Genomic DNA, 23,867 nt, shown 5'->3' with positions numbered 1-23,867 from the left:
TCTGCTTGATAGTCGGTCTGTTCGCTGGTGGCGCTGAAAATAGCGCTGATATTTTATACAAATAGCAATGAAGGGGGCATTTTAACCCTGTCAAATACAAGGGCAAGTCGCGCTCTGTCTATTCAATCAACAATATTTGGGTGAAATGAAGTCAGCAGATGATGAATTGGTTATTTATCCTCTTTGATAAATACCTTGCCGTCAAGTTATTAACATGCTTCACAGGTCAATTCCAAACCGAACACAAATTCGGGATTAATTTTTCATGTTGTTCACATCCCCCCCCGATGCAATAGAATGCTGCGTTTTTATTACAACTTTACGCCTTGCGAAGATGAGGACACGGCATGAGACCTGATGTAAAAAGGGGCTTGGGCGCCTTGCTGTTGCTCGCGACCACTGGCTTGCTCAGTGGTTGCGACATGGCTCTAATGAGCCCCAAAGGGCAGATTGGTCTGGAACAGAAATCACTGATATTAACGGCCATCGGGCTGATGTTAATTGTGGTGATCCCTGTGATTATTATGGCAGTGGCATTCTCTCGTAAATACAGAGCATCCAATACCAACGCCAAATATACCCCGGATTGGTCTCACTCCAACAAGATTGAAGCGGTCGTCTGGACCGTACCCGTCATTATTGTCGCCATTCTGGCGGTTATTACCTGGAAAACGTCCCACTCGCTGGATCCTTATAAACCGCTGGAATCAGACGTCAAGCCGATTCAGGTCGATGTTATTTCCCTCGACTGGAAGTGGTTGTTCGTCTATCCGGAATTGGGGATCGCCTCCGTCAATGAACTGGCCTTCCCAGTCAATACCCCGGTCAATTTCCGGGTAACCTCAGACACAGTGATGAACTCTTTCTTCATTCCCCAGCTGGGCGGTCAGATTTACGCCATGGCTGGCATGCAGACCAAGTTGCATCTCATCGCCAACGAGGCGGGCCAGTACAAGGGGATCTCCGGCAGTTACAGCGGCGCCGGTTTCTCGGGCATGAAGTTCCAGGCCATCGCGACGCGGGATCAGGCCGACTTCGATGCCTGGGTCGCCAAGGTAAAACAGTCACCCAATATGCTCACCACCATGGCCGAGTTCGAGGCCCTGGCCAAGCAGAGCCAGAACAATCCGGTGGCGTATTTCGCCAGTGCCGACCCGGCCCTGTTCGTCAATGTGATCAACAAGTTCATGGGTGACATGACACCGGCTGAGCACCAGGGTATGGCGCACGAGGGGGCCATGCAGCATGGCGACGCCATGGATCATCACGCAATGGACCATGACAAGATGACCCATGATGCCCCCATGGATCATGCCGGGCATATGGCCATGCCGATGGATGACAAGAGTGTGAAAGCAGGATCCGAGGAATAATTGATGTTTGGAAAATTAACGCTCGACGCTGTCCCGTACCATGAACCCATTATCATGGTCACGATAGTCGCTATCTTATTGGGCGGGCTGGCCATCGCCGGGCTGATCACCTATTTCGGCAAGTGGCAGTATCTGTGGAAAGAGTGGTTCACCTCTGTGGATCACAAGCGTCTCGGTATCATGTATCTCATCCTGGGGATGATCATGCTGCTGCGCGGCTTTGCCGATGCGGTCATGATGCGTACCCAGCAGGTGATGGCCTCGGCCGGTGGCGAAGGCATATTGCCGCCACACCACTACGACCAGATCTTCACCGCCCACGGCGTCATCATGATCTTCTTCGTGGCCATGCCACTGGTGATCGGCCTGATGAACATAGTGGTGCCGCTGCAGATCGGTGCCCGTGACGTGGCTTTTCCCTTCCTCAACAACCTGAGCTTCTGGTTTACCGCTGCCGCCGTGGTGCTGATCAACGTCTCCCTCGGGGTCGGTGAATTTGCCCAGACCGGTTGGCTGGCCTATCCGCCCTTGTCGGGCAAGGAGTTCAGTCCCGGGGTCGGGGTCGATTACTGGATCTGGAGTTTGCAGATCTCGGGGTTAGGCACCCTGCTGACCGGCGTCAACTTCTTTGCCACCATCATCAGGATGCGTGCCCCCGGCATGACCATGATGCGGTTGCCGGTGTTCACCTGGACCGCGCTGTGCGCCAACATACTGATCATCGCCTCCTTCCCGATCCTGACCGTCACCATAGCCCTGCTCACCGCAGACCGTTACCTGGGTACCCATTTCTTTACCAATGACATGGGTGGCAACATGATGATGTACATCAACCTCATCTGGGCCTGGGGTCACCCCGAGGTGTATATCCTGGTGCTGCCGGTGTTCGGGATCTTCTCCGAAGTGGTGGCGACCTTCTGCAAGAAGAAGCTGTTCGGTTACACCTCCCTGGTGTGGGCGACCGTGGCCATTACCGTGCTCTCCTTCGTGGTCTGGCTGCACCACTTCTTCACCATGGGATCGGGCGCCAACGTGAATGCCTTCTTCGGCATCACCACCATGATCATCTCCATCCCGACCGGGGTGAAGATCTTCAACTGGCTGTTCACCATGTATCGCGGCCGCATCGAGTTCACCTCACCCATGCTGTGGACCGTCGGCTTCATCATCACCTTCACCGTGGGTGGCATGACCGGGGTACTGCTCTCGGTGCCGGCTGCCAACTTCGTGCTGCACAACAGTCTGTTCCTGATCGCCCACTTCCACAACGTCATTATCGGCGGCGTGGTGTTCGGCTGCTTTGCCGGTATCACCTACTGGTTCCCGAAGGCGTTCGGCTTCAAGCTGGATGAGGTCTGGGGCAAGCGTGCCTTCTGGTGCTGGATCACCGGCTTCTTCGTGGCCTTCCTGCCGCTCTACGTGCTGGGCTTCATGGGCATGACCCGTCGGGTCAGTCAGAACATAGATCCCGAGTTCCACGGCTGGCTGGTCGTGGCTGCCTGCGGTGCCGGCCTGATTGCCATCGGTGTTCTGTGTCAGGCGATCCAGGTGGTGGTCAGTATTCGTGACCGCGAGAAGAACCGCGATCTGACTGGCGATCCCTGGGGTGGCCGTACCCTGGAGTGGTCGACCTCTTCACCGCCGCCCTTCTACAACTTCGCCATCGAGCCGAAGATCACCGGCCTGGATGCCTTCTGGGAAGCCAAGCAGGATGGGTCTGCCTATCAGCAACCCAAGCGCTATGACCCGATCCACATGCCGAAAAACTCGGGGGCCGGTGTCATTATCGCTGCCTTCAGTGTGGTGTTCGGTTTCGCCATGGTGTGGCACATCTGGTGGATGGCCATCGCCGGCTTCGTCGGCATGATAGCCACCTGGATCATCCACAGCTTCAATGACGACGTGGATTACTACGTGCAGGTTGACGAGATCGAGCGGATCGAGTGTCAGCATTTTGAAAATTTCAACAAGGTGGCTTAATTCCATGGCGACTGACGTTCTACATCACACTCACGGCGCCCATGACGATCATGGGCACCATGATGCCGGTGCCACCAAGGTGTTCGGTTTCTGGATCTACCTGATGAGTGACTGCATCCTGTTTGCGACCCTGTTCGCAACGTATGCAGTCCTGGTCAACGGCACAGCTGGTGGCCCCAGCGGCAAGGATATCTTCGAGCTGCCGTTCGTGTTTGGTGAAACCATGCTGCTGCTGTTTAGCAGCATCACCTTCGGTTTTGGCATGCTGGCCATGAACAAGAACCAGGTCTCCGCCGTCAATGGCTGGTTGCTGGTCACCTTCCTGCTCGGCGCCGGCTTCATCGCCATGGAGATCTACGAGTTCCACCACCTGATCGCCCAAGGCTTCGGCCCGCAGCGCAGTGGTTTCCTCTCCGCCTTCTTCACCCTGGTCGGTACCCACGGGATCCACGTGACCAGCGGCCTTGTCTGGATCATCGTCATGATGGTGCTGGTGAACCAGAAGGGGCTGACCGAGCGCAACCGTACCCGTCTGATGTGCCTGAGCCTGTTCTGGCACTTTCTGGACGTGGTGTGGATCTGCGTTTTCACCGTGGTCTATCTGATGGGAGCGATGTAAATGAGTACTCATGCAGTTGATAATCACGGCGCCAGCCACGGCAGCGCCAAGAGCTATCTCATCGGTTTCGTGCTGTCGGTTATCCTGACCGCGATCCCCTTCTGGATGGTGATGGACGGCTCCGCTTCCCATGCCATGGTGCTGGGCACTGTGGTGGCCATGGCGGTGGTGCAGATCTTTGTGCATCTGATCTACTTCCTGCACATGAACACCTCCTCAGAGGAGCGCTGGAACCTGGTGGCACTGGTGTTTACCGTGCTCATCATCGCCATCGTTGTGGTGGGTTCCCTGTGGATCATGTACAACCTCAACGTCAACATGATGGTTCACTGAGCGGCTTGATGTGATGATGAAGCAATACCTGCAAGTGACCAAGCCGGGCATCATTTTCGGTAACCTCATCTCGGTGATCGGCGGATTCCTGCTGGCCTCCAAGGGGAGCCTGGATGTGCCCCTGTTCATCCTGACCATGGCGGGTGTCTCCCTGGTGGTGGCCTCCGGTTGTGTGTTCAACAACTACATCGACCGGGACATCGACTGCATCATGGAGCGCACCAAGAACCGCGCCCTGGTGAAGGGACTCATCGCCCCCGGCGTCTCGCTCTGGTATGCGAGCGCGCTCGGCGTTGCGGGCATTGCACTGCTCTACTTTGCGGCCAATCCGTTGGCTGCCTTGTTGGCCGTGCTGGGCTTCCTGGTTTATGTGGGGGTCTATAGCCTCTACATGAAGCGTCACTCCGTCTATGGCACCCTGGTCGGCAGCCTCTCCGGCGCCGCGCCACCCGTCATCGGCTACTGCGCCGTGAGCGCTCAGTTCGACTCGGGCGCCTTGATCCTGCTGGCGATCTTCAGCCTGTGGCAGATGCCGCACTCCTATGCGATTGCCATCTTCCGCTTCAAGGATTATCAGGCGGCCAATATACCCGTGCTGCCGGTGGTGAAGGGGATTGTCGTGGCCAAACACCACATTACCCTCTACATACTGGCCTTTATGGTGCCGACGTTGATGCTGTTTTTAGGCGGTTACGCCGGTTACAAGTATCTGATCGTGGCGACGGCGGTCAGCGTCTGGTGGCTGGGCATGGCGTTGTCGGGTTACAAGCAGGCGGTCGATGACTCCCTCTGGGCCCGCAAGCTGTTCATGTTCTCCATCGTCACCATTACCTGCCTGAGCGTGATGATGTCGGTGGACTTCCAGCCGGACGCAGCGCCGGTACTGGTGAGCATGCTGCCCTGACCCTGAGGCGGAGATGTTCTCCCTCGTCGTCACCATTACCTGCCTGAACGTGATGATGTCGGTGGATTGCCAGCCGGATGCGATGCCGGTATGGGTGAGCAGACTGTGCCGATAGTCAGAGCTGCGCCTCTGAATACATGAAATCCAGAGCCGGGAACCTTCCCGGCTCTGTTATTATGGGGCCCGCCCTGCGGGGCACGTTTCCCGTTGTTCGGGTGTGGCGCGCCTTGCGTCATCCACCCCTTGCATCTCTTTTCTCTTTGACCTATCGAGGCCTTCATGAATGATTTCACCATGACGAGGGGCGAGCGCCGCGCGACCTGGGCGCTCGGCTCCGTCTTCTCCTTGCGCATGCTCGGCATGTTTATGGTACTGCCGGTGTTGACCACCTACGGCATGTCCCTGGCGGGCGCCTCCGAAGCCCTGATCGGCCTGGCCATCGGTATCTATGGCCTGACCCAGGCGCTGTTCCAGATCCCGTTCGGCTTGCTCTCCGATCGCATCGGTAGAAAGCCCTTGATCGTCGGCGGTCTGCTGATGTTTGCGCTCGGCAGCGTGGTCGCAGCGCTGACCCACTCCATCTGGGGTGTCATTCTCGGCCGCGCCCTGCAGGGCAGCGGTGCCATCTCCGCCGCCGTGATGGCCCTGCTCTCGGATCTCACCCGCGAGCAGAACCGCACCAAGGCGATGGCTTTCATCGGGGTGAGCTTTGGCATCACCTTCGCCATCGCCATGGTGACGGGCCCCCTCATCACCCATGCGCTGGGGCTCTCCGGCCTGTTCTGGCTCATCGCCCTACTGGCGCTGGGGGGCATCGCCATCACCCTCTGGCTGGTGCCGACCCCGACCGGTCACCTGCTCAATCGCGAGTCCAGCATGGTCAGGGGCGGGATGCGCACCGTGCTCACCAACCCGCGCCTGCTCAAACTCAACCTCGGTATCCTCTGCGTACACACTCTGCTGATGTCGAGCTTCGTGGCGCTACCGTCGCTGCTCGAACAAGCTGGTCTGCCCCGTGACAGCCAGTGGCAGGCCTATCTGGTTACCATGCTGGTCGCCTTTGTCAGCGTGGTGCCCTTCATCATCTACGCCGAAAAGCGCCGCCAGATGAAGCGGGTATTCCAGATTTGCGTGTTGGTGATGCTCATCGCCGAAGTGGTGCTGTGGCAGGCCGGGCTGCAGTTGTGGGGCCTGCTCGCCGGGTTGCAGCTCTTCTTCATCGGCTTCAACGTGATGGAGGCGCTGCTGCCGTCGCTCATCAGCAAGGAGTCGCCACCGGGTTACAAGGGCACCGCCATGGGGGTCTACTCCACCAGCCAGTTCATCGGGGTCGCCATCGGCGGCAGCCTGGGGGGCTTGCTCTACAGCCTGGGCGGCGGCGTGCTGGTGTTTGGCAGTTGCGCCCTGCTGGCGCTGGCCTGGCTGGGGGTCAGCCTCACCATGCAGGAGCCCCCTTATGTGAGCAGCCTGCGCATTGTGCTGCCGGCAGGGGTGGCGGCGAGCCCTGCGCTGGAGCAGCGGATCCGCGCCTGTGACGGGGTGAGCGATGTGCTGCTGGCGCCTGCCGAGCATTCACTCTATGTGAAGGTGGATACCAAGCACCTCACACGCAGCGATCTGGAGCGGCTGATAGCCGCCTGATGCGTTGCCATCAACAAACTGCCCGCCAATCTGGCGCAATGTGGATCAGCGCTCGATCAGCGGGGCCGAGCGATAGCTCCACAGGCCGTAGGTGCGCAGTGCATCGCGGTAGATGCCGAGCAGCTCGCTGTCGCTCACCTTGGCCAGGGCCGAGAGCGGCTTGTCCGGGTAGCTGACGCTGTCTATCTGGATCCCGGCTGGGCCGCTCTGCCAGCTGGCGATCTCCAGCAGGGTCTGACCCCGGCGGACATGGCTGGCCGAGCTCACCAGCGTGGCGTGCTGGATCTGGTGGCGGGCGAGGGCGTAGCTGCTGTAGAGGGCGTTCTCCACCGTACTGGTGGCGTAGTTCTCCTCTATGATGCGCGAGCGATCTATGCCCTTCTTCACCAGCCAGTTCGCCATCAGCTTGCCCTCGGTCTGGCGGTTTTGGGGCACGCCGCCGGTCAGTATGATGAGCGCAGTCGGGTTGGCCTGGGCCAGGGTGCGGGTGGTCTCCAGCCGGCCCAGCAGGATATCGTGCATGCTGCCATCGGGGTTGAGGGCATAGCCCAGGGTGACGATGGCCCGGTTGCCCGGCTTGGGTGAACTCTCCCCCTGCTCCTTGAGTGGGGTGGCGTTGACGCGGGCCACCGTCTCCAGGATGCGCTGCAGATCGGCGGCGCGGCCGGGGTTGAGTGTCGCCAGTTTGCTCTGGTATGCCTGGGCGGCACTGGGGTTTTGCTTGAAGGTCTGCCAGGTGGCCAGGTAAGTGAGCAGATCTATGTCGTCCGGCGCCGTGTTGAGCGCCTGCTCGAACAGGCGGATGGCCTTGTCCACGTTGCCGTTGTAGATCTGGGCGTTGGCTGCCGAGATGAGCAGGTCGGTGCGGTAGGGTTCGAGCTGATAGGCCTGCAGCAGCAGTGCGGTGACCTGCTCCATGTTGCTCGGCATCTTGGCGGTGAAGCCCGCGGTGGAGATGCGAGCCGGTGACTTGAAGATCTGCCAGGCATCCGCCAGCAGCTGATCCACCACCTGGCGCTTGCTGATGTACTGGTCGTAGTTTTGCTCCTTTTGCAGGGAGCGCACCGGAGCAGCCCAGGCATGAGTGGAGACAAACACTGGCAGGGCCAACAGGCTGGCCAGGGTCAGGGCAATCGCAGTTTTCTTCATCATGGGGTTCCACCTAGGGTGAGAGGTGCGATGCCATGGCATGCCCCTCTGGAGCCTTTTTCAATTAAAACAGGCGCTTGGTAATGGCCTACTCTACTCCTTTCCAGATGAAAAAAACGTGAACCGCTTCGGTTATCCCCGTGCCCCCCTAGCGCAGAGCCAGGCGTTCGTGAAGAAACGCCAGCCAGGCCTCCACCTTGGCGGGCAGGTGGCGACGGCGGGGGTAGAGACACCAGATGCCGTGCTCGGGCAGGGCATGGTCTGGCAGCAGGGGCACCAGCCGGCCGGTGGCGAGATCCCGCTCCACGATAAAGTCCGGCATGTTGCCAATGCCGAGCCCTGCCAGCAGCGCGGTGTGGATGGCGTCGCTGTTGTTGACCTCGAAGTTGCCCCGCGGGGTGATGGCAACCTCTCCCTCCGGGCCTTGTAGGCGCCACTGGGTGCCGCCGCGAAACAGGGAGTAGCAGAGGCAGTTGTGGGCCTCGAGATCGGCCGGGGTACGGGGCGTGCCGGCCCGCGCCAGGTAGGTGGGGGCGGCGCACAGGGTGCTGTGACAGGGGGCTAGGCGGCGGGCGACCAGGCTCGAATCTTCCAGCTCGCCTATGCGCACCGCCACGTCGAACCCCTCGGCCACCAGATCCAGCTGGGCATCGCTCATCTCCAGCTGCAACTGCAGCTCGGGATAGAGGGCGAGAAATTCGGGGATAAGGGGGGCTATGTGGCGCCGGCCATAGACCATGGGCACCGTCACTCGCAGCAGGCCGCGCGGCGCCGACTGCAGGGCGCCGATGGCATCTTCCCCGTCGCGGGCCAGACGCACCGCATGGTGTACCGTCTCGAAGTAGCGCTCCCCTGCCTCTGTCAGGGTGAGGGAGCGGGTGGTGCGGTAGATGAGCTGGCAACCGAGCTGCTGCTCAAGCTGGCTCACCTTCTTGCTCAGTACCGACTTGCTGAGGCCGAGCTGGCGGGCGGCGCCGGAGAAAGTGCCTGCCTCCACCACAGCGACGAAGGCGGGGAGCAGGGCGAAGGCATCCTGGTTCAGGTTGTTCTCAATATGGAAACAATGTTGTTCCTAAATGGTAGATTATCCCCATATCGAAAACAATTTACCCTGCTCCTCTGTTCAACCAAGGAGTGACCCCATGATCCCCCCTCTTATTGACCGCCGCCCAGGACGCCTCCAGACAATCGGCGCCCTGGCCGCCTTCGCCGCTGGCCTGCTGCTGGCGCTGATGATCGCCCAGAACGGTGCCTTGGCCCGCGCCACCGATCCCTGGCTCGCGAGCTGGCTCGCCCACGGGGTCGGCAGCCTGGTGGCCGCGCTCTTGTGGTGGCTGGCCCCACGGCCCCAGGGGCCGCAGTCTGCTCCGCCCTGGGCGTGGCTTGGCGGCCTGCCGGGGGCGCTCACTGTGGTGCTGGCGGCCCTGTGTCTCAACTCGCCGCTGGGCATGGCGGGCACCCTCGCCCTGCTGTTGCTGGGCCAGTTGCTGTTTGGCGCCCTGTGCGACGCCAGAGGCTGGTTCGGGCTGGTTCGCCGCCACCCATCAGGGAAGGACGTGCTCGCCGCCCTGCTGGTGATGATCGGCGCCCTGCTGATCGTGCTGCGTTAGGAGAGAACCATGACCCTCTTGATCCTGCTGGGACTGCTCAACGGCGTGGCGGTTAGTCTGTCGCGTACCCTCAATGGCCGCCTCGCCAGCGCCCGGGGCGCCATGACGGCCTCCCTCGCCAACCACCTGCTCGGCTTCGTGCTACTCGGCGCCCTGCTCATCCTCAAGGGGGCACCCTGGGGGAATCTGGCCGGGCTCGATCCCTGGCTGCTGCTCGGCGGCGTGCTGGGGGCGCTGTTCGTTGCCATCAGCAGCTGGGCCATAGGCCGGGTTGGGGCCCTGGTCTGCGCCTTGCTCATCGTCGCGGGCCAGTTGGCGGGAGGCGTGTTGCTCGATGCCTTGGCCGGACGGCTGGAGGGGAGCGATCTGCTCGGCACCCTGCTGGTGCTGGCCGGTGCCGGACTGCAACGCTGGCAGGCGGGCAAGCCGCACCCCTGAACAGGCGCTGGCACCTGAAAAGCAGAACACCGGCACTAGGCCGGTGTTCTGGGATAGCAAGGTCGCGCCCCTGCTCGGGGCATCGTTGCCATAGGCAGCTTAGGCGTAGAAGGCCTCGACGGTGATCAGCATGGGGTTGCCATAGCGATCCTTGGCCTTGGGGGAGGGGATTTTCACCCAGCCTTCGCTGATGCAGTACTCCTCGACATTGTTGCGCTCCTTGCCGTTGAGGCGAATGTCGATCTCGTGCTCGAAGCAGGCAGCCACATGGTACGGGCTGCGCAGGTTGGCCGCCAGACGGTCGGGCAGTGCGGGTTTGTTGTCGCTCATCTCTCTAACCTAAGGCAGATAAATAGTGGGGCGGTAGGCAATGCCTATCAAAACTGAGACACCTACTTTTGTGTGCTGGCGATGCAGCAGCTTGCTCAGAACGGTGGGTGTCCTCACTTTTCATGAGTCTGTATCGGTGCTGCTGTTTAAGGAGTCGGCATGGCACAGCCGGCTCAAGGGTTGCGTGACAGGCCGGACAGCCATTGCAGACGGGGTGGTTCCCGATATTAGCAGCTGTGATGCATCGTACTATGGGTGAGATCAGTGAACGGCTGGCGTGGGCTTCAGTTTGTTTGGCTAAAAACGCCTGGTTGACCAAGCAGAAAAAATCGATACAAAACAATACGTTGAAACGCATTTTAAATAATGCACTTTCTTAAGGTCCTGTGCATGAGCCGACTATACTAAAGGCCCAGTCAGCCTATGTGGCATAGTGCTGGTCGATAAGATTATCGCTATTCCAGTGGGGACGAACTGAATAACATCACACAACCCAACTAAACTGTAAATTCGCGAGGTGGTCCATGTTATATGTTGATATCCCAAGCCGTGAAGAGTTCTCCCGTTTATCTGATGTCCGCTCTGATGCCTGTATTTCCATCTACCTTGAAACGTCGCCGTTGCACCAAAAATTAGACGCCAGCCAAATTCAATTGGGCAACTTCATTAAAGAGGCATTGCAGCAGGTTGCGGAACAAGGTTTGGATAAACGCCGCTTGGCCCTGTTGGAGGAAGAACTTTATTCGGTGCTGGAAGATGAGGATTTTTGGGATCTGCATGCCCGCAGCCTGGCCATTTTAGCTACGCCGGACAGTATTACGACTTACCGTTTGGCAAACAAATTGCCCAACCAGCTTAAAGTCAGCGAGCGTTTTTACCTCAAACCTTTACTGCGGGCACTGACATTCCCACATTCAGCTTATGTGCTGGCGTTGTCTGAGAATCAGGCGCGCCTGATCGAATTTTTTGCCGATGTACCGCCGGTGGAAGTTGCGGTGCAGAATATGCCGTCTCGCAAACATGATGCCATGGGGGAGGCTGCATTAAACGATCATCATCATGGTGCGGTTCACTATAAGGTACGTTTGGCGCAATACACCCGTAAAATAGACCAAGCCTTGCGAGCAATATTTGCGAGTCATGATTATCCGCTTATTTTGGTCACGGCTGAGCCGTTAGCTTCTATTTATCGTGCAACCAACTCGTTACCGAATCTTACCGATGAAACACTTTTCTGTAATGCCGAGCATTTGGGGGCATCTGAGCTGGTTACCCAGGTTCGGCCACTGTTGGAAAACTATTATCAGGCGCAGTTAAATGCTCTGAAATCACGCTTTGAAGCCCGCTCAGGTGAACGGCGGGTGACTCAGGACTTGTCCGATGCGGCTCGTGCGGCCACCTTTGGTGCCATCGATCTACTGCTGATTAATATCGACAGCAGTATCAATGGGACCATTGATAACGAAGGTTTGATCTCCTTCAGCGGCAGCGGTGATGAAGTCAGTTACAGTATTGTCGATGAGATTGCCAAACGGGCGATTGCTACCGGAGCAAGGGTATTGGCAGTACGGAGCGAAGATCTACCATCCGGTGCCGATCTCAACGCAATATTACGTTATCCGGTGTAAAAACATCGCTAGTCTGCAGTCCCGATAAGAGATTTTTATTAACTGCTGTTCTATCGGCCACAGACAAATAGAAAAGTCGGATAGACAAGCTATCCGACTTTGGCTCCTCCTGGGTACTACTGAATTTTTTAAAATCAATAATCAATGGCATAACAGATAATCGGACAGGTCATACAATGGCCACTGCCTTGCCCACGACCCAGTACACGAGAGGTAGATATTCCCTCCCTTCCATCTTGAACAAGGTCTTCTTGGCGATGCCACCCAGTGATGCCGTCATCTCTTGGGTCATCTTGGCGGCCTTGCGTCTCTCGCGTATCGTCAGCCCCAGTGCGGCGGGATCCAGCTCTTTCGGGCCGGTTTGCCACTGAGCGTCTGCCATGGTTATCACGAAACAAAGTGTAGAGAGGCCCACTTTGTTCACCACAAAGGGGGTGAGGGATAGGCTGATGCCGCTTGTAGAGCGGCACCTTGTGTTTATTTTAAAAAAACCAAACGGAGACATTCACCTGCTTGTGGGCTGATTATGCTCCCGTTAAAACGTGATTTATAAAATCAGATTTTTTTCGACGATAGTCATCTTGCGACAGGCCTTCACAAGACATTTTGAGTTCATTGTATTGCTGAACCAGTGAAGGGTCGGCGCGCAATTTATCACGAAAAATCAGAAAAAATTCAAATTCAGAACCATTGGCCACCAGCTGAAAAGCAACGTCATCACTGGACCTTGACTCCAACATACACAGTTCCGATGTTCTCAAGGTATCGACTTTTTCTTTAAAGCCCAATGTCGTCAGGATCTGGACGGCAGCTTCGAGTTCGTCACTTTCCACGCCGATAAAAATATCAAGGTTGCCTTTCGATATTGCCAGCGGAATGGAAGAGGCACCTACGTGCTCAACTCTTGCGTTCGGGAGCAAGTTTTTTACTTCGCGCTCGTATCTAAGAAACAGATCTTCACAAGACGCTTGATATTGCTCAGCACGGTAAAACTTCATCTTTTCTCCAAAGGCATCTGGTTTGATACCAAAACTGGGACACCCACCTTTTTGTGTGCTGACTATACAGCGTCTTGCTCAGAAGGGTGGGTGTCCCAATGTCATTTCCAATGTCATTTATTCAATTGATCTATCCATGCCCATTCAGGGGGCAACGGCGGTTTGTAGCAGGGCGTAGAGGGTGAGGTCCATGTTCTCGCCGTGCTCGGTCAGCACCTTGTCAATGGCATCCTCAAAATCCCGATTATGCTGGCGCAGGCTGTGGTAGCTGTAGAACAGGTTCACCACATCCTGCTCGGTCAGCTTGCCCTCCATGGCCAGCAGGCAAAGGTAACTGCGTAGCAGAAAGTAGTCGGCGATCAGCAGCCGGTAGCACTGCTGCGGGCTCTTGGGCGGCTGATGGGGAAAGTGGTGGTGGTAGACGTAATAGACCAGATAGTTCTGCAAGATATGGGGACGCGCCGCCAGAAAGGGGGCCACCTCGCGGTGCCAGGTTTCGTGTAATTTACCAAGGCGATCGGTATTGAACTCCCCGGCTAGCAACTGCTGGATCTGCTCCAGACAGCGCTGCATGGTGGGCTGCCCACGTTGCGACCCGGTCTGGGCATTCAAGACTTGCAGATAGGTGAGATTGCGCAGCGCTTTCCACTGAACCTGACTGATAAACGGCAGTTGTGAAAACACTGCAGTCAGCTGCCGATCCTCAATCAGCTGGCTAATCTGGCCGAGGAAAGCCTCGTTGGAGAGGGCGCTGCTATCGCGATGGATCAACAAGCCGATCAGCCACAGCTTCTCCTCTACACTGAGCCCTTCGGTCAGCAGAATATCGAGCGAATACTGATGCAGTTGCAAGGTCGCCGGGGAGAGCGGTTGTAGCGGATGGTATCCGGCAAGTGGCGAGACCCCTATCAACAGGGCATCGGGGTTTAGCAGCACCTGACGGCACGCCTCCGGGCAGGAGAGAGTCAGGCTCAAGCGCTGGTTGTTGGCAAAACGGCTGATCACTCTGGGGTAGTTCTGACAGGTATGGCTCAACGCTTGCGGCCCGGCCCGAGTGTGGATTTGGCATAGCCCCTCAGTCAGAAACGGGCATTTTCCCGTTTCATCGAGGGTTATCACCGCCCAGTTATTCTCGGCCTTTCTGGTCCTCTTGATCCTGGTCTTGGCCGTACTCTGGATCAGTTGATCGGGGTGGGTGACGTAGCGCTGGTAGGTTTTTTTGTCGATCGTGATAGCCCAGTCGTGGCAGCAGTTATCTTCACATCGATCTCCAATGCATTGAAATAATTCATAAAACCTGGGGGTGAACTGGTGTGCTGCCATGGCGGGATCCCGTCAAAAAAAGGTCGAATGGGTAGTCGTCCTTAAAGGAAGCAAGATAGATGCCTGTTTTTGCATAGCGTGGCCACAAATGAGAACAATGGGCGTGCGGCGTTGTGAGCTTGGCCAAAAAATCGGCTTGGCGGCCGCTTATACTGTTGAATATCAAACGCTTAAAGGAGTAGAGCGAATAGCATGGTTATCATTAATTGTGGCGATTGCCCTGATCTGGTGGTTGCTCAAGCTGCGGCGTGGCACCCTGTTTGATAGCCGGTCGCCCAGCGTGTTCGTAACGTTTTTCCCTACAGCGAGCCGTCGGCAGTGGGGGCAAGCCGCGCAAAGGATAATGAGCCTCAGCCCTTTGCGGGTGGGGCAAGAGAGAAGGGAGCCTGTCTGACCACTTCGACCGATTTAAAAAACAGGACAGGGACACTCACACCTTAGTGTGTTGGCTATGCAGCGTCTTGCATAGAAAGAGGGGTGTCCTAATTTTCGTTCACCTCTAAGCCTCAATATCAATGGGTTATAAAGTAGCGCTTTTGTGCCATATGACTTGTTTACACCTTCCCTTTGAGTTGATGTTACTATACGCCATTCGATACTAACAAAAATCAATGAGAAATTGGTGATGTCAGCTCAGAAACCACTATTAGATGAAGTAATGCTAGCTTTCCAAATTATCCCAAGAGTTAAAGAAGGGAATAACTTTGAGGTCGTTGATAAAGCAATTGAAGTTGTTAAGGCCTCTGGTGTTCCATTCCAAGTGAGCGCAATGGAAACCACCTTGAAAGGTGAGCTAAACCAATTACTTGAAATTGTGAAAGATGCACAACAAGCTTGTTATGATGCTGGCGCTGTAGAGGTGATTACCAACATTAAAATTCATAGCAAAACTGAAGCCGCTACAGACACATTCTGTACTTACGATAGAGGCGTAACCAAAGCTAACCATATGTTTGTAAACAGCTAATTGTTATGCTGTCACTGATATTTCCACGTGACAGCTAACGCCCGCCTAAGGGGCTGACAACGCATTACCACTAAACTCAAAGACAACAACCTTAACCACCGCGGCTCAATGGGACTGACAACGCCATGCGTTGAGAGTCCCTCTTGAGGCGGTTGTTATGAAAATTGGCTAATTCCGCAGATTCAATGGTTGTAGAAATAATCTCTTCAAATAGCTCTAACTGTCCCGCTGGAATTAACTGATTTTGTATGCTTTTTCGTTTATTTGAGTCAAACAACCTTTCTGCTAACCAACCAACTAGGTACATTAATGAAAGACAGCCACCGGCAGTAGCTATATTACCTTCGATAACGAGAGGTAGATCCTGAACGTCCCCTCCCATGCTTTCTAGAGCAGCCTTAGCGTGTGGATTTGTCGTTAACTTCTTCCCGTTCAGCAAACCAAGTTCGTGTAAAATAAAAGACCCTGCGCATATAGAGCCGATGAGTTGCTTTTTAGGGTCAAGCTGTAAAGCGGACATGAAGTTTTTGTCTTTCAGTGCAGCTGGGATCCCTCGGTAACCACTCGTGATCAAAACAACATCTTGCTTATTAACCTCAGAGATATGGCCTTCGGTCTTCACTGAAATTCCGAGTTGCGAGTTATGCTCTGCCTTAGTGCCTAATATTTTCACATCCCAGCTATCAGTGGTTCGACCAAGCAAGTCATACATAAGAAAGAAATCTACATCTGTAAAATCATCAAACAGAACAATGCCCACTTTATACATAATATTTCGATCCTTTATTGTAGCTCGAACAAGTCGCATAACGCCTGCTCAAGGAGCTGGCAACGCAATACCACTAAACTCAAATATAACAACCGTAACCACTTCAGTTCAATGGGATTGGAAACGCCACGCGTTGACAGTCCCTCTTGAGGTGTCTGTTACGCGTTTTTTCAAAGCGTACTCTGAAGCCTTTGATTAAGCTCCCATAAGGCTATTTTGTTTGAGTCATATTTCAAACATTCACTAGCCTCTTGGAAGCTACACCAACGAAATGTTGTATGCTCATTTGATAGTTGTGGCTCAGCAGACACCCGAACTGAGAAAGAATATTCAGGTACTACAAACTGATGATTAGTCCAATTTTCATGACCAGCATAGTACACCTTGGGAAGCATACACATTGAGTCAAGCTGCTGCCAATCACAGCCAATTAAACAGGTTTCTTCTTTAAGCTCCCGTTTTGCCGCCTCAAGAATGGATTCGTTATCTTCACCACCGCCTGAAATAGCTTGCCAAGCCCCATTGTCACTTCGTTGTCCGATTAAGTAACAAGGTTGTTCATTGAGGATTTGATACGGAAATACTAATACTTGAAATGGTGCTCTCATTGATTGTTCCTCTAATCGCATAACGCCCGCTTAAGGGGAAAGGTGAGTATCATCATTTTTATTCTTCACGTTCACTTCACCGAGCGGGGGTAGGGTAAGCACCAGTTTTCAGTTGGAGCTTTTCGATATGCCGACCATAGTCACCCACGCCGCCGTACCGCTCTGCCTTGGACTCGGGCTTGGCAGCCGGATCATTCCGCCGCGTCTGCTACTGGCAGGGGTTGCCATCGCCATGCTGCCCGATGCCGACGTGCTGGCCTTCAAACTGGGGGTCGCCTACGGCCATGTCTTTGGCCACCGCGGCTTTACCCACTCATTGCTATTCGCCTTTGCCCTGCCCACGCTGGCCATGTTGTTTCACCGCCAATTTCGGGCCAGCGCCGCCACTGTCTGGTCGTTTTTGCTGGTCTCTCTGCTCTCCCACAGCCTGCTCGATTCCCTCACCACCGGGGGCAAGGGGGTTGGCTGGCTCTGGCCGTGGCGTGACGAGCGCTTCTTCGCCCCCTGGCAGGTGATCCGGGTCGCCCCCTTCAAGCTGGAAGCCTATCTCACCGCCCGAGGGGAGGCGGTGATCCTCTCCGAGCTCTACTGGGTCTGGCTGCCGGGGGTTGTAGTGATGCTGGGATTGATGGGGTGGCGGGTGTGGTACAGGGGCCCTAGGGGATGCTGAGACTGGCGGCCAAGTGATGAAGATAGTCATAACTGTGCCACTGTATGGCACAGAGAGCGAGTAGGGCTGAGGCTCCCAAGGCACCTTGATCCCAGTGCCGGAGTAAGATCCACAGGGCATGCAGTATGCAAAGACCCAGACTGGCCAGATAAATGATGGCTAACACCCCTTCAATCAAATCTGATATGCCAGAGGGGTCATTTGGATTGTGATAAAGCAGGTCATAGCCAAAGGCGCGAAATCCGAGTCTTAACAGAAATAGGGAAAAGCAGAGGGTGGCCAGTTGTTTTGTTTTTCGGCTGATTTCTGTCATGCAACTTCTCAAGTATTCCAACGTTTACTTATGGGGCTGAGATGCAGCAGAGCTGGGACACCCATCTTTTCGAATGTTGGCTATACTACGCCTTGCTCAGAAAGGCGGGTGCCCTAAATTGCATTATCCCATGGCAACTTAGTCATAGTTCACCTTTCAATACATAACAGAAACTCATCTTGATATCTATGTGCTGTTTTCAAGTCAATGCCAATAAGGTGAAAAACATGAGTTACAACAATTAGTTTCAGCGCTTCACATATTACGATGTAATGATTTATATCTAACTTATCCATCAGTATTTTTTCTCTATCTGAGTGAGCAAGCTCGTTTCTTAAATCAGAAATGTTAGCGCCAATATTTTCTATCGAAGAGTTGAATGTTTCAGAAATACATCTAATCAGGTTGTTTGATCCATAGTGTTTAATTGGAAGTGAGTATTTCATTTTTTTATCTATCTTACCATCACAGATGTATGCATTAATATCTTCAAGGTGCGTGCAAAGCAGAATGATAAGGCCATAAACAGAACTGAGAGTCATGAATCCGGTTTCATATTGATAAAGTGTAGCTATGACATTGAATCGATCAGTATTAGATAGCCAGATTGGAATTATTTTGTCTAATGACACATTTTTATCATTTATCGGCATGTGTCTATGTTCACTTGTTTCCTTTGCCATGTTAATAGTTCTTTGCTCAAGGCGCATGCTTGTCAATACTTGAATGCTCATTACATTGAAAGTGTCATTATCGTATAAAATTGTTATGGTTTCAGGGAACGCAGGCCTGTTATTTAGTATTGAAAAGAGAGATGACATATCATATGAGAACATAGATATTTCATTGATGGTTTTTTCGTATTTACTATCTAAGTAAAATGAAAAACTCATCTCCTCTCGAAGGCTAAAGTATGCATCTTGATATTTTTCCTTTACAAGTTTGAAAGCATTGGATAGCTCTTTTAATGCATCGCTGTTATGGGAGTGTATTAGGTTTATAATTTTTCTATCAATAAGACTAAAGGATGCTGCGGTCACAATATCAAGTGATGCCCAACCTAAATTTATACTTTTAATCGGTTTTTCAGAATATTTCAAGTCAGACATGAACCCTTGAGAATAGAAAAATTCTTGCATGCCAGAAATTGTAAAAGAACATTTTTTATATCTAGAGTTTGGATATGTGCAATCGCCAATAATAAATAGTTTAAATGGCTTCCGTCCAGATTTTGTGTATATTACAGGCCCACTTCTATTAGTTGAATAAACAAAATTGAAAGGGCCTATTAATGTGCAAACTTCACCTGTGTTTAATACCCCGTGAAGAAATTCATGGTGCATTTTAATGCCGTTATCTGATATTAAGTACTCTAGGTTTAGCCCTTCACTTGGTGAATAAGTTACTTTTGCAGGAAATCTATGGGAGAAGTTATCTTTATCAGGGAAAAACTCACCAAAAAACTCATGTTCATCAAAGTGGCTATATACAGGCATGTACACCTCATTGGCATAATTCAAACATTGCGTAGTAACATATCACATATTTCTTACACCCTGACGAGAGTAGGCTCACGAAGACTAGAAGGGGGTATAGAAAAGGGAGCCTGATCGGCCCCCTTGGTAAATGATATAGGATTGGCATTTCAGGGTTCATCGCGTATGTTGGGCTAAACGGCAACACTGGGACACCCACCTTTTTGGGTGTTGGCTATATAGGGTTGTGCTCAGAAAGGTGGGTGTCCTAATTCCCCAACGGGTGTCCTAATTCCCCAACGATGTTTAAAGTATTGTGCGGTAACCACTAAATTCAACGCAAACTAAAAATGCCGAGCGTTGCGAATCCGCCTCAAATGCTTTGTTATGCTTTACTTGGCTAAGTTTTGAGCCAGAAGTGCTGCCGCCAGCGCTAATAGAGCAGCAATAATTACTTTCCACCATTCACTTGTTAGATTAAACAATGCTTCCCTACGCTTTGCTTGTGACCTCACGTCAAAATATTGCATTTTTAGTAATGAAAACCTGTCAGTAAACGTATAACCATAAGCAATACCATTGAGGCTACTAATTCTTGCATAATAAAGAGACTTTCTTAATGATTTTAAAATTAAGCTATCGGTCAATTCCTCAGGTAATAGACCACGATGCAATATAATGTAATCCTCACTCCTTTCATGTACTTCTGATTTATATGGGTAAAGCAGAACCATGATTTCCCCAGCAGGTCCCTGAGAAAAAACTAACGCACTACCCTTTTCAAGAATGTTTGTTTTCTTCTCTCGAATGCTACCGTCCTCAAGATGCTGACCTTCTTTCTTTTCTATACCCGTAAAGTTAATGCCAATTCCAAACTGAATTGTTTCAGCATTTTTGTCTTTCGAACCCTCGAAGCAAAATAAACGATATGGGTACTCTTGAGTATTTGCTCTTACGGCAAAAGAGCGACAGAATTCTAATGTTTTTGGCTTTGTTATCAGCCTCCAATTCAATCTTCGTCGGTTGAGTTCAAACTGACCTTTATCTAGTTTTATCTTCTCTTTTTCAACAAAATTCATACAATATTTCATTTAAAACCTATAGCTTTAGCCAAAACATAACGCCTCAATAACTGGCGCAGCTTTGCTGCGTCCGATCCCGCAGGGGGCGTAGTTAATTGATTTGTTATACACGTACTCACTTTTTACCTTTCTTTCTAAGCGATGAAGAGTATTTTGCTTTTGCCTGAAGTGTATTTTTATTCATCGTGTTTAAAGGCTCTCCAAGACTCTCATATAGTCGATTTTTCGACCTTATCACCTGACTAAAAAAGTACTTTTTGAATTTGGATAGTTCAACCTTACCTTTTTCTAATGAATGCTTTTGAAAGCTTACGCTAGTAAAGATAAAGAAAGATGCAAACAAGATTGTTAACTGAAACCATATAGCTTGATATGCCTCATATTCCCCCGAAGAGTTCTTGACCAAAGTTGAATAAGCCAAAATGGTAAATATAGCTACAACAACAAGCATGACAATTATTGGTGATTTTCTAACAGGCTTTCCTGCCACTTTAATTCTCATGATTTGAAATAGTGTATAAATTGAATAAATTAGAAATGGAAATCCTACGTACCCAAGATCAATTCCAGAGAAATTGTATTTAACGAGGTCTAACCAGTAGATACTTCCAAGTGTTAATGCAGCAATAAAACTTACAACAATGTCTTTTTGTATGCTGCTAGCATAAGTTTTATACAGCTTGCCATTCCGTCCAGAGGCAGAAATTAGGTAGTCTATTATTTCGACATAGAACATCGGCCAAAATATAGTTATCCCGCCTAGTATATATGTAAATTTAACTAACTCAATAAACTCACAATCATATAAAAGCAAAAACGGGTTGGTCTTTAGGGCAAAGCAAGTCCAAACTAATGATAAAACTAAGAGTGAATAAAACATGACTCTATGGAAATACTTCATGATCTTCCTTGTGTATAACGCCCTGTTAAGGGGTGAGCAACGCAGTATCGAAGCTCATGCACACCACTTTAAACACAAAACGCAACGCATAGCAAAAATGCCAAGCGTTGCGAATCACTCTTGAACAGTTTGTTATCTCGTATGTTGGGCTAAAGATCATAGATTGGTGCTGAAGGAAGTGAAGCCCAACGTTTACCGTGAAATATATCTTTAAATCTGTTTTACGGATCTGCCACATCCATGTTTTATCCCTAACTGGTTGGCGCAATAATGCTCGCCTGTTGGGCTTTGCTACACGCTGCGTCAACCTACAAAAAACCACGCTACCGCCCCTGAGTTACAGCCCCCAGTTCGCTGCTTTTAACCTGCGAGATAGCAACAATCGCAATCATGGCGTGTTTCCGAGAGGTTGATTGTCGTTTGGCTATCTTAAGGGGGAGGGGGGCGCGTTGAGAAGCGTGTTTTGGCGGGAATCTATGTTGGATCAATAAATTAGTCATTTAGACGTGCGCTGAGTGAGCCGCATACTTGGCTGGAAATGCACCATCCCCTCACCCCAGCCCTCTCCCAGAGGGAGAGGGCCAACATGCCCAGCGCTGCAAGCGGGGAGATGCGATAAAAAGAAAGGGAGCCGGTCAGGCTCCCTTTGATGTGGCGATGCAACGATGCAGTGATTGCCGCTATGCGTGATGTGGACACGCGGCCCCTCACGGCCAATGGCATTTGACCAATGCCGCCCCTTATCGATTGGTCGCCGCCTTCATCCCTTCCACAAACTCTTTCAGGCGGGTCAGCATGTGTTCCGGATTCTGATGGTGGGTCTCGATGATCTTCACCACGGCGGAGCCGGAGATGGCACCGGCGGCGCCAGCGGCAATGGCTTCACGTACCTGAGCTGGTTCGCTGATGCCAAAGCCGAGCAGGGCGGGGGGCGCCTTGAACTCGCGCAGGGTATTGATCAGGCCATCTACCGGCATGCCGGCCTTGGTCTCGGCACCGGTCACGCCAGCGCGGCTCACCAGATAGGTGTAACCACTGCCGAGCTCCGCCACCTGTTTCAGGGTTTCGGCGTCGCCATTGGGCGGGGCGATAAAGATGCTGTCGATGCCGAACTTGTCGGCGGCCGCCTTGTAGGGGGCGCACATCTGCACCGGCACGTCGGCGACCAGCACCGAATCCACGCCCGCCTGCTGGCACTTCTCATAAAAACCGTCGATCTGGCGCACATAGACCAGGTTGGCGTAAACCAGCAGGCCAATGGGCAGCTGCGGGTACTTGGCGCGGATGCGGCCAAGCAGCTCGAAGCAGTCGTCCGGGGTGGTGTGGCTCTCGAAGGCGCGAAGGGCGGCGCCCTGAATGGTGGGGCCGTCCGCTACCGGATCGGAGAAGGGAATGCCGAGTTCGAGGGCATCGGCGCCCCCTGCGACCAGCGCATCGACGATGGCCAGGGAGAGTTCGGGGGTGGGGTCACCCAGCATCACGAACGGCACAAAGGCGCCCTGATTGACCGCATCCAGGCGGGAGAAGAGTTGTGCGTAACGGTTCATGACAAGGTTCCTTCTTTCTCGAAAATGTCAGCGACGGTGAAGATATCTTTGTCGCCACGGCCGGAGAGGTTGACGATGAGCACCTGCTCTTTTTCCGGTTCACTGCGGGCCATCTTGAGGGCGTGGGCCAGCGCGTGGGAGGACTCCAGCGCCGGGATGATCCCCTCGGATTTGGCCAGCTCCTGGAAGGCGTCCAGCGCCTCCCGGTCTGTGATGGAGACATACTCGGCGCGGCCGATGGAGGCCAGATGGGCGTGCTGCGGGCCGACGGAGGGGAAGTCGAGCCCTGCCGAGACGGAGTAGGACTCCTGGATCTGGCCCTGCTTGTCCTGCATCAGGTAGGAGTGCATGCCAAAGAAGACCCCCTTGCTGCCGTGACCCAGCGGCGCACCGTGCTCGCCACTCTCGATGCCGTGGCCACCCGGCTCGACCCCGATCAGACGCACCTCTTTGTTGTCGATAAAGTCGGCAAACATGCCGATGGCGTTAGAGCCGCCGCCGACACAGGCGATCACCGCATCGGGCAGGCGCTCCTCTTTCTTGAAGCACTGGGCCTTGGCCTCTTCGCCGATCATCTTCTGGAACTCCCGCACGATAGTGGGGAAGGGGTGCGGACCGGCGGCGGTGCCCAGCAGGTAGTGGGCGGAGTCGTAGTTGGCAGCCCAGTCACGCAGCGCCTCGTTGCAGGCATCTTTCAGGGTGGAGGAGCCGGAGTGCACCGGGATCACGGTGGCCCCCATCAACTTCATGCGAAATACGTTGGGCTTCTGGCGCTCGCAATCCTTGGCACCCATATAGACCCGGCACTTGAGGCCGAGCAGGGCACAGGCCAGTGCGGTGGCGACGCCGTGTTGACCGGCGCCGGTCTCGGCGATGATCTCGGTTTTGCCCATCCGCTTGGCCAGCAGCGCCTGACCCAGTACCTGGTTGGTCTTGTGGGCGCCGCCGTGCAGCAAGTCTTCACGCTTCAGATAGAGGCGGGTCCTGGTGCCCTTGGTCAAATTGCGGGTCAGGGTGAGCGGGGTCGGGCGACCAGCATACTCGGTCAGCAGCTCCTGAAATTCGGCGATAAAGGCCGGATCCTCCTTGGCATCGACGAAGGCTTTTTCCAGCTGAAGCAGGGCGGGGATGAGGATTTGGGGCACATACATGCCGCCAAATTCACCAAAAAACGGGTTGAGCAGGGTCATGGTTTATTCCTTATACCTT

25 protein-coding genes and 2 pseudogenes are annotated in these 23,867 nt (G+C 53.5%); 13 read left to right on the top strand and 14 right to left on the bottom strand.

Features of this window, described 5'->3' with window-relative positions:
• Positions 1-347: 347 nt before the first annotated feature.
• The 6 genes from cyoA (at position 348) to WJM78_RS13850 (ending at position 6,850) form a co-directional block, all read left to right on the top strand.
• On the top strand, positions 348-1,373 hold the full coding sequence (gene cyoA / locus WJM78_RS13875; protein ID WP_212514297.1) for a cytochrome o ubiquinol oxidase subunit II: 1,026 nt from the start codon (positions 348-350) through the stop codon (positions 1,371-1,373).
• A 3-nt stretch (positions 1,374-1,376) separates the two neighbouring features.
• Positions 1,377-3,353, top strand: a complete 1,977-nt coding sequence (gene cyoB / locus WJM78_RS13870; RefSeq protein ID WP_042038453.1) for a cytochrome o ubiquinol oxidase subunit I — start codon at positions 1,377-1,379, stop codon at positions 3,351-3,353.
• A 4-nt stretch (positions 3,354-3,357) separates the two neighbouring features.
• Positions 3,358-3,972, top strand: a complete 615-nt coding sequence (locus WJM78_RS13865) for a cytochrome o ubiquinol oxidase subunit III (RefSeq protein WP_339009930.1) — start codon at positions 3,358-3,360, stop codon at positions 3,970-3,972.
• On the top strand, positions 3,973-4,305 hold the full coding sequence (locus WJM78_RS13860) for a cytochrome o ubiquinol oxidase subunit IV (RefSeq protein ID WP_042038450.1): 333 nt from the start codon (positions 3,973-3,975) through the stop codon (positions 4,303-4,305).
• 10 nt (positions 4,306-4,315) lie between these two features.
• On the top strand, positions 4,316-5,209 hold the full coding sequence (cyoE, locus tag WJM78_RS13855) for a heme o synthase (RefSeq protein ID WP_339009929.1): 894 nt from the start codon (positions 4,316-4,318) through the stop codon (positions 5,207-5,209).
• A 279-nt stretch (positions 5,210-5,488) separates the two neighbouring features.
• On the top strand, positions 5,489-6,850 hold the full coding sequence (locus tag WJM78_RS13850) for an MFS transporter (RefSeq protein WP_339009928.1): 1,362 nt from the start codon (positions 5,489-5,491) through the stop codon (positions 6,848-6,850).
• 45 nt (positions 6,851-6,895) lie between these two features.
• Here the strand turns inward: WJM78_RS13850 and WJM78_RS13845 are convergent, their stop codons facing one another.
• Together WJM78_RS13845 and WJM78_RS13840 are read right to left on the bottom strand one after the other, a co-directional pair.
• Entirely contained in the window at positions 6,896-7,999 is a 1,104-nt protein-coding gene (locus WJM78_RS13845) for an ElyC/SanA/YdcF family protein (RefSeq protein WP_287147247.1), read from the bottom strand.
• A 148-nt stretch (positions 8,000-8,147) separates the two neighbouring features.
• A complete protein-coding gene (locus WJM78_RS13840) occupies positions 8,148-9,020 on the bottom strand; it encodes a LysR family transcriptional regulator (RefSeq protein ID WP_339015866.1) in 873 nt (290 codons plus the stop codon).
• Between the two features lie 121 nt (positions 9,021-9,141).
• On the opposite strand from WJM78_RS13840, the gene WJM78_RS13835 reads away from it, so the two are divergent.
• Both WJM78_RS13835 and WJM78_RS13830 read left to right on the top strand, forming a co-directional pair.
• Complete coding sequence (locus WJM78_RS13835) at positions 9,142-9,609, top strand: DMT family transporter (protein WP_339009927.1); 468 nt, start codon at positions 9,142-9,144, stop codon at positions 9,607-9,609.
• 9 nt (positions 9,610-9,618) lie between these two features.
• A complete protein-coding gene (locus WJM78_RS13830; RefSeq protein WP_139461017.1) occupies positions 9,619-10,047 on the top strand; it encodes a DMT family transporter in 429 nt (142 codons plus the stop codon).
• A 99-nt stretch (positions 10,048-10,146) separates the two neighbouring features.
• Here the strand turns inward: WJM78_RS13830 and WJM78_RS13825 are convergent, their stop codons facing one another.
• Positions 10,147-10,377, bottom strand: coding sequence for a DUF3297 family protein (locus WJM78_RS13825; RefSeq protein ID WP_339009926.1), 231 nt, complete (start codon positions 10,375-10,377; stop codon positions 10,147-10,149).
• A 139-nt stretch (positions 10,378-10,516) separates the two neighbouring features.
• Here WJM78_RS13825 and WJM78_RS13820 point away from each other — a divergent pair.
• A pseudogene (locus tag WJM78_RS13820) lies at positions 10,517-10,757 on the top strand (IS4 family transposase); the annotation flags it as partial.
• A gap of 144 nt (positions 10,758-10,901) precedes the next feature.
• Positions 10,902-12,005, top strand: a complete 1,104-nt coding sequence (locus WJM78_RS13815) for a hypothetical protein (protein WP_339009925.1) — start codon at positions 10,902-10,904, stop codon at positions 12,003-12,005.
• A gap of 169 nt (positions 12,006-12,174) precedes the next feature.
• On the opposite strand, the gene WJM78_RS13810 is transcribed toward WJM78_RS13815, so the two are convergent.
• The 3 genes from WJM78_RS13810 to fliB all read right to left on the bottom strand — a co-directional run bounded on the left by WJM78_RS13810 (position 12,175) and on the right by fliB (position 14,326).
• A complete protein-coding gene (locus tag WJM78_RS13810; RefSeq protein ID WP_339009923.1) occupies positions 12,175-12,387 on the bottom strand; it encodes a helix-turn-helix transcriptional regulator in 213 nt (70 codons plus the stop codon).
• Between the two features lie 142 nt (positions 12,388-12,529).
• Complete coding sequence (locus WJM78_RS13805) at positions 12,530-13,003, bottom strand: GrpB family protein (protein ID WP_339009922.1); 474 nt, start codon at positions 13,001-13,003, stop codon at positions 12,530-12,532.
• Between the two features lie 144 nt (positions 13,004-13,147).
• Positions 13,148-14,326, bottom strand: a complete 1,179-nt coding sequence (gene fliB, locus WJM78_RS13800) for a flagellin lysine-N-methylase (protein ID WP_339009920.1) — start codon at positions 14,324-14,326, stop codon at positions 13,148-13,150.
• Between the two features lie 187 nt (positions 14,327-14,513).
• On the opposite strand from fliB, the pseudogene WJM78_RS13795 reads away from it, so the two are divergent.
• Both WJM78_RS13795 and WJM78_RS13790 read left to right on the top strand, forming a co-directional pair.
• Positions 14,514-14,597 (top strand): annotated as a pseudogene (locus tag WJM78_RS13795) (DUF3634 domain-containing protein); the annotation flags it as partial.
• Positions 14,598-14,951: 354 nt separating this feature from the next.
• Positions 14,952-15,293 carry a thiamine-binding protein gene (locus WJM78_RS13790; RefSeq protein WP_339009919.1) on the top strand — a complete coding sequence of 114 codons (342 nt, stop codon included), beginning with the start codon at positions 14,952-14,954 and terminating at the stop codon, positions 15,291-15,293.
• 91 nt (positions 15,294-15,384) lie between these two features.
• On the opposite strand, the gene WJM78_RS13785 is transcribed toward WJM78_RS13790, so the two are convergent.
• A complete protein-coding gene (locus tag WJM78_RS13785; protein WP_339009917.1) occupies positions 15,385-16,062 on the bottom strand; it encodes a DJ-1/PfpI family protein in 678 nt (225 codons plus the stop codon).
• Positions 16,063-16,232: 170 nt separating this feature from the next.
• The gene (locus tag WJM78_RS13780) at positions 16,233-16,670 is read right to left on the bottom strand and encodes an NUDIX pyrophosphatase (RefSeq protein WP_339009915.1); all 438 of its coding nucleotides are present in this window, start codon (positions 16,668-16,670) and stop codon (positions 16,233-16,235) included.
• A gap of 127 nt (positions 16,671-16,797) precedes the next feature.
• Between WJM78_RS13780 and WJM78_RS13775 the strand changes: the two genes are divergently transcribed.
• Positions 16,798-17,340: a metal-dependent hydrolase gene (locus tag WJM78_RS13775; protein WP_339009914.1), complete on the top strand. Its 543-nt coding sequence runs from the start codon at positions 16,798-16,800 to the stop codon at positions 17,338-17,340.
• Here the strand turns inward: WJM78_RS13775 and WJM78_RS13770 are convergent.
• The 6 genes from WJM78_RS13770 to trpB all read right to left on the bottom strand — a co-directional run bounded on the left by WJM78_RS13770 (position 17,327) and on the right by trpB (position 23,848).
• Positions 17,327-17,653, bottom strand: a complete 327-nt coding sequence (locus WJM78_RS13770; RefSeq protein ID WP_339009913.1) for a hypothetical protein — start codon at positions 17,651-17,653, stop codon at positions 17,327-17,329. The genes WJM78_RS13775 and WJM78_RS13770 overlap by 14 nt on opposite strands.
• A gap of 149 nt (positions 17,654-17,802) precedes the next feature.
• On the bottom strand, positions 17,803-19,149 hold the full coding sequence (locus tag WJM78_RS13765; protein WP_339009911.1) for a HEPN domain-containing protein: 1,347 nt from the start codon (positions 19,147-19,149) through the stop codon (positions 17,803-17,805).
• Between the two features lie 371 nt (positions 19,150-19,520).
• The gene (locus WJM78_RS13760) at positions 19,521-20,207 is read right to left on the bottom strand and encodes a hypothetical protein (protein WP_339009910.1); all 687 of its coding nucleotides are present in this window, start codon (positions 20,205-20,207) and stop codon (positions 19,521-19,523) included.
• A 118-nt stretch (positions 20,208-20,325) separates the two neighbouring features.
• Complete coding sequence (locus WJM78_RS13755; protein WP_339009908.1) at positions 20,326-21,111, bottom strand: hypothetical protein; 786 nt, start codon at positions 21,109-21,111, stop codon at positions 20,326-20,328.
• Positions 21,112-21,851: 740 nt separating this feature from the next.
• Positions 21,852-22,658 (bottom strand): tryptophan synthase subunit alpha, encoded by an 807-nt coding sequence (gene trpA, locus WJM78_RS13750; RefSeq protein WP_068977079.1) that lies wholly within the window; start codon positions 22,656-22,658, stop codon positions 21,852-21,854.
• Positions 22,655-23,848, bottom strand: a complete 1,194-nt coding sequence (trpB, locus tag WJM78_RS13745) for a tryptophan synthase subunit beta (protein ID WP_339009907.1) — start codon at positions 23,846-23,848, stop codon at positions 22,655-22,657. The genes trpA and trpB overlap by 4 nt, the downstream gene beginning before the upstream one ends.
• Positions 23,849-23,867 lie beyond the last annotated feature (19 nt).

The organism is Aeromonas popoffii (assembly GCF_037818705.1).
GTDB classification, from domain to species: Bacteria; Pseudomonadota; Gammaproteobacteria; order Enterobacterales; family Aeromonadaceae; genus Aeromonas; species Aeromonas popoffii.
Note: the sequence above shows the minus strand (reverse complement) of the source record. Positions and strands in the feature narration are given on the sequence as shown.

Bases quoted from the DNA above. Each gene is read 5' to 3' on its own strand.
- cyoA (WP_212514297.1), top strand. From the start codon at position 348: ATGAGACCTGATGTAAAAAGGGGCTTGGGCGCCTTGCTGTTGCTCGCG.
- cyoB (WP_042038453.1), top strand. From the start codon at position 1,377: ATGTTTGGAAAATTAACGCTCGACGCTGTCCCGTACCATGAACCCATT.
- WJM78_RS13865 (WP_339009930.1), top strand. From the start codon at position 3,358: ATGGCGACTGACGTTCTACATCACACTCACGGCGCCCATGACGATCAT.
- WJM78_RS13860 (WP_042038450.1), top strand. From the start codon at position 3,973: ATGAGTACTCATGCAGTTGATAATCACGGCGCCAGCCACGGCAGCGCC.
- WJM78_RS13850 (WP_339009928.1), top strand. From the start codon at position 5,489: ATGAATGATTTCACCATGACGAGGGGCGAGCGCCGCGCGACCTGGGCG.
- WJM78_RS13845 (WP_287147247.1), bottom strand. From the start codon at position 7,999: ATGAAGAAAACTGCGATTGCCCTGACCCTGGCCAGCCTGTTGGCCCTG.
- WJM78_RS13835 (WP_339009927.1), top strand. From the start codon at position 9,142: ATGATCCCCCCTCTTATTGACCGCCGCCCAGGACGCCTCCAGACAATC.
- WJM78_RS13830 (WP_139461017.1), top strand. From the start codon at position 9,619: ATGACCCTCTTGATCCTGCTGGGACTGCTCAACGGCGTGGCGGTTAGT.
- WJM78_RS13825 (WP_339009926.1), bottom strand. From the start codon at position 10,377: ATGAGCGACAACAAACCCGCACTGCCCGACCGTCTGGCGGCCAACCTG.
- WJM78_RS13815 (WP_339009925.1), top strand. From the start codon at position 10,902: ATGTTATATGTTGATATCCCAAGCCGTGAAGAGTTCTCCCGTTTATCT.
- WJM78_RS13810 (WP_339009923.1), bottom strand. From the start codon at position 12,387: ATGGCAGACGCTCAGTGGCAAACCGGCCCGAAAGAGCTGGATCCCGCC.
- WJM78_RS13805 (WP_339009922.1), bottom strand. From the start codon at position 13,003: ATGAAGTTTTACCGTGCTGAGCAATATCAAGCGTCTTGTGAAGATCTG.
- fliB (WP_339009920.1), bottom strand. From the start codon at position 14,326: ATGGCAGCACACCAGTTCACCCCCAGGTTTTATGAATTATTTCAATGC.
- WJM78_RS13790 (WP_339009919.1), top strand. From the start codon at position 14,952: ATGTCAGCTCAGAAACCACTATTAGATGAAGTAATGCTAGCTTTCCAA.
- WJM78_RS13785 (WP_339009917.1), bottom strand. From the start codon at position 16,062: ATGTATAAAGTGGGCATTGTTCTGTTTGATGATTTTACAGATGTAGAT.
- WJM78_RS13780 (WP_339009915.1), bottom strand. From the start codon at position 16,670: ATGAGAGCACCATTTCAAGTATTAGTATTTCCGTATCAAATCCTCAAT.
- WJM78_RS13775 (WP_339009914.1), top strand. From the start codon at position 16,798: ATGCCGACCATAGTCACCCACGCCGCCGTACCGCTCTGCCTTGGACTC.
- WJM78_RS13770 (WP_339009913.1), bottom strand. From the start codon at position 17,653: ATGACAGAAATCAGCCGAAAAACAAAACAACTGGCCACCCTCTGCTTT.
- WJM78_RS13765 (WP_339009911.1), bottom strand. From the start codon at position 19,149: ATGCCTGTATATAGCCACTTTGATGAACATGAGTTTTTTGGTGAGTTT.
- WJM78_RS13760 (WP_339009910.1), bottom strand. From the start codon at position 20,207: ATGAATTTTGTTGAAAAAGAGAAGATAAAACTAGATAAAGGTCAGTTT.
- WJM78_RS13755 (WP_339009908.1), bottom strand. From the start codon at position 21,111: ATGAAGTATTTCCATAGAGTCATGTTTTATTCACTCTTAGTTTTATCA.
- trpA (WP_068977079.1), bottom strand. From the start codon at position 22,658: ATGAACCGTTACGCACAACTCTTCTCCCGCCTGGATGCGGTCAATCAG.
- trpB (WP_339009907.1), bottom strand. From the start codon at position 23,848: ATGACCCTGCTCAACCCGTTTTTTGGTGAATTTGGCGGCATGTATGTG.